Source organism: Schnuerera sp. (assembly GCF_035459645.1).
Taxonomy (GTDB): Bacteria; Bacillota; Clostridia; order Tissierellales; family Tepidimicrobiaceae; genus Schnuerera.
The window spans coordinates 1-3,002 of the sequence record NZ_DATHXO010000327.1 but is presented as its reverse complement, the minus strand read 5'-3'; the positions used below and the strand labels follow the sequence as shown (position 1 = coordinate 3,002).

Here is a 3,002-nt window from a genome sequence, read left to right as displayed (position 1 = left end):
GCTATGCATATAGGTTCCGATGCTGACTTTACAATTATAGATCTAGACAAGAGATGGACTATAGATCCTAAGAAGGAAGCAACTATGTGTGGATACAATCCTCTTGAAGGAATAGAACTAAAAGGTAAAGTTGCTAAGACTGTAGTTCGTGGTCATTTAGTATTTGAAGATGTAGAAGACAGTACATTGGCAGATTTAACCGACGAAGAGTTACAAAGAATCGTTCACAATTATCCAGAAGGTGTAGAAGAAAGGTATGCAGAAATATTCAAGCAATATCCAAATTTACACAGTAAAGAATACGAAAGAAGTTATAGAATAAAACACCCAGAAGTAATAGATGAGCATATTAAAGGAATTAAAGGAGTTAAGGTTAACCCAGGTTTTGGTAAATTTGTTAAGAGACAAAGCATACAGGTTTTACCAAGAACTATTAAATACTAAATTGTTATTAAGTGTGGCGTGAGTTTTCTTACGCCACACCATAATAAAATATATTATAGGATTAATACAGAAAAGGAGTGTTGATTAAATGTCAAGACATGCAGTATTGATAATAGACATGTTAAATGATTTTGCTAATGAGAAAGGTTCACTTTATTGTCCAGGCGCTGGAAGAATAACTAAAAATCTTCAAGAACTAATGAAATGGATTAGAGAAAGAGAAGGGGACGATATTCAAATAGTACACATTCAAGAAGCCCACAGAGAAAATGATGCAGATTTTAGGGTTAGACCAGTACACGCTGTTAGAGGAACTTGGGGTTCTGATTTTATAGAAGAATTATATCCTGAAAAAGGAGAATATATAGTACCAAAGAGAAGACATAGTGGATTTGCCTATACAGATTTAGACCTATACTTAAGAGAAGAAAATATAGATACTGTTGTAGTAACAGGAGTATGGACAAATGTATGTGTTAGAAGTACAGCTACAGATGCATTGGCTAGAGCTTATAGAGTAATAGCATTAAGTGACGGATGTGATTCTAAGACAGAAGAAATGCATGAATATGGACTTAAAGATTTAAGTATATTTGCTAAGATAATGACTATTGATGAATATAAAGACGCTTGGGAAAAAGGATTGGATCCATGGGAAGGCGGAGGAGACAAAGAAAATAAAGTAGAATAAGTTACTTGACAATATACAGAGGAGAATGGGCAGTTGATGGGGCAACCTTCCGTTGCCAGAATAACCTTGGAGGTTGCCCTGATAATTATCAATAAGCAACAATTGTCCATTGAAAGAGGGTGTAGCTTAATATGAAACTAGTAGTTGGAATATCAGGAGGGAGTGGCTCTATATATGCCATATCTCTTTTAAAAGCATTAAAAGAATTAAATATAGAAACTCATTTGGTAGTAACCACTATGGGTGAATATGTAACCAATCATGAATGTGGTGTAAGTTTAGAAGAGTTAAAAGAGATGGCTACCTATTTCCATGATAATAAGAATTTTGCAGCTCCTATAGCTAGTGGATCTTTTAAAGTAGATGGCATGGTAGTTATTCCATGTTCCATGAAAACCTTATCAAGTGTTGCTAATGGTTTTTCTGATAGTCTTTTGACTAGGGCTTGTGATGTAACTTTAAAAGAGGGAAGAAAGTTGATTTTAGTTCCAAGAGAAACCCCTCTAAGTCCTATACATCTAGAGAATATGTTGAAATTATCTAGATTAGGAGTAACTATATTCCCACCTAGTCCAGGATTTTATAATCATCCAGAAACCATTGAGGACATAGTTTTAAATATGACAGGAAGAATATTAGATATGATGGAAATTGATAATAATCTTGTCAATCGTTGGAAAGGTCAATAAGGAAAGGAGGGGATAGTTTGGAAAGACAAATGCTTAGATATACCTTTGAGGAAATGGATAAGATGGGTGTGCTATTAAAATGCGATAGAGAAGTAAACCCAGAGTATGAATTAGGAGCAGTGCTTAAATATTTTAGGAATAAAAGGCCTATATTATTTAATCAGGTGAAAGGAAGTTCTATAAGAGTAGCAGGAGGTCTTTATGGTGATAGAGATATAATATATTCTTTATTAAATATGAACCATGAAGATAGATTATTCAAATTTATGGATGCTATTGCAAACCCTCAGCCATATAAGGTAGTAAAACAGGGTCCTATAAAGGAAAACATAATCAGAAGAAATATTGATTTACCTAGGATTTTACCTATTCCTAAATTTCAAGGTAAGGACTCTAGCCAATTTATTACAGCAGGAGTGATGGTAGTAAAGGATCCAGAAACAGGAAAGTTTTTTACTTCTATAAGGAGATTTCAAATTAATGGGAGAAATAAGCTTTCAGCTCTTATAGCATCACCAAAATTGACTAATGATTTTTTAAAATTGGAAAAGAAAAACAAACCTTTAGAAGTAGCTATAATTCTAGGTTATGATACAGAATTCTTAATGGCAAGTCAGGTGCCTTCTGCCACTTATGGAGTGGACAAATATGAAATTGACAGTGCTTTAAGGGGGGAACCTTTAGAATTAGTAAAATGTGAATCAGTGGATTTGTTGGTACCAGCATATGCAGAAATAGTATTGGAAGGTAGAATAGTGCCTGGAAAAAGAGAATTGGAAGGTCCCTTTGGAGAATTGATGGGATATTATGGTGCACAAGCTCCTCATCCAATAATAGAGATAGACACCATTACACATAGGGATAATCCTATATTTCAAGGGGCATTTCCCTGTAGAGAAGAACATGTATCCAATGGCCTTATTAGAGAAGTGGAATTATACAATTATCTAAAGAATCAAGTAGATGTAATAGATGTAAATGTAACAGAAGGTGGAGGCTATAGATTTAATGCTTTTGCATCTATAAACAAGAAAAATGAAGGGGACGGCAAATCTGCTATTATAGCAGCCTTAGGTTCTAATAAAGATTTAAAACAGGTGGTTATAGTAGATGGCGATGTAGATATATTTGATGTTCAGGATATAGAGTGGGCTATTACTACTAGGGCTCAAGCTAGT

At 34.2% G+C, this 3,002-nt stretch carries 3 protein-coding genes and 1 pseudogene; all 4 read left to right on the top strand.

Features of this window, described 5'->3' with window-relative positions; translation table 11 throughout:
- A pseudogene (locus VK998_RS07675) lies at positions 1–444 on the top strand (allantoinase); the annotation flags it as partial.
- Between the two features lie 88 nt (positions 445–532).
- Positions 533–1,135: a cysteine hydrolase family protein gene (locus tag VK998_RS07670; RefSeq protein ID WP_325227305.1), complete on the top strand. Its 603-nt coding sequence runs from the start codon at positions 533–535 to the stop codon at positions 1,133–1,135.
- A 131-nt stretch (positions 1,136–1,266) separates the two neighbouring features.
- The gene (locus VK998_RS07665; RefSeq protein WP_325227301.1) at positions 1,267–1,824 is read left to right on the top strand and encodes a UbiX family flavin prenyltransferase; all 558 of its coding nucleotides are present in this window, start codon (positions 1,267–1,269) and stop codon (positions 1,822–1,824) included.
- A 17-nt stretch (positions 1,825–1,841) separates the two neighbouring features.
- A partial coding sequence (locus VK998_RS07660) for a UbiD family decarboxylase (protein WP_325227299.1) occupies positions 1,842–3,002 on the top strand: 1,161 nt, incomplete at its 3' end.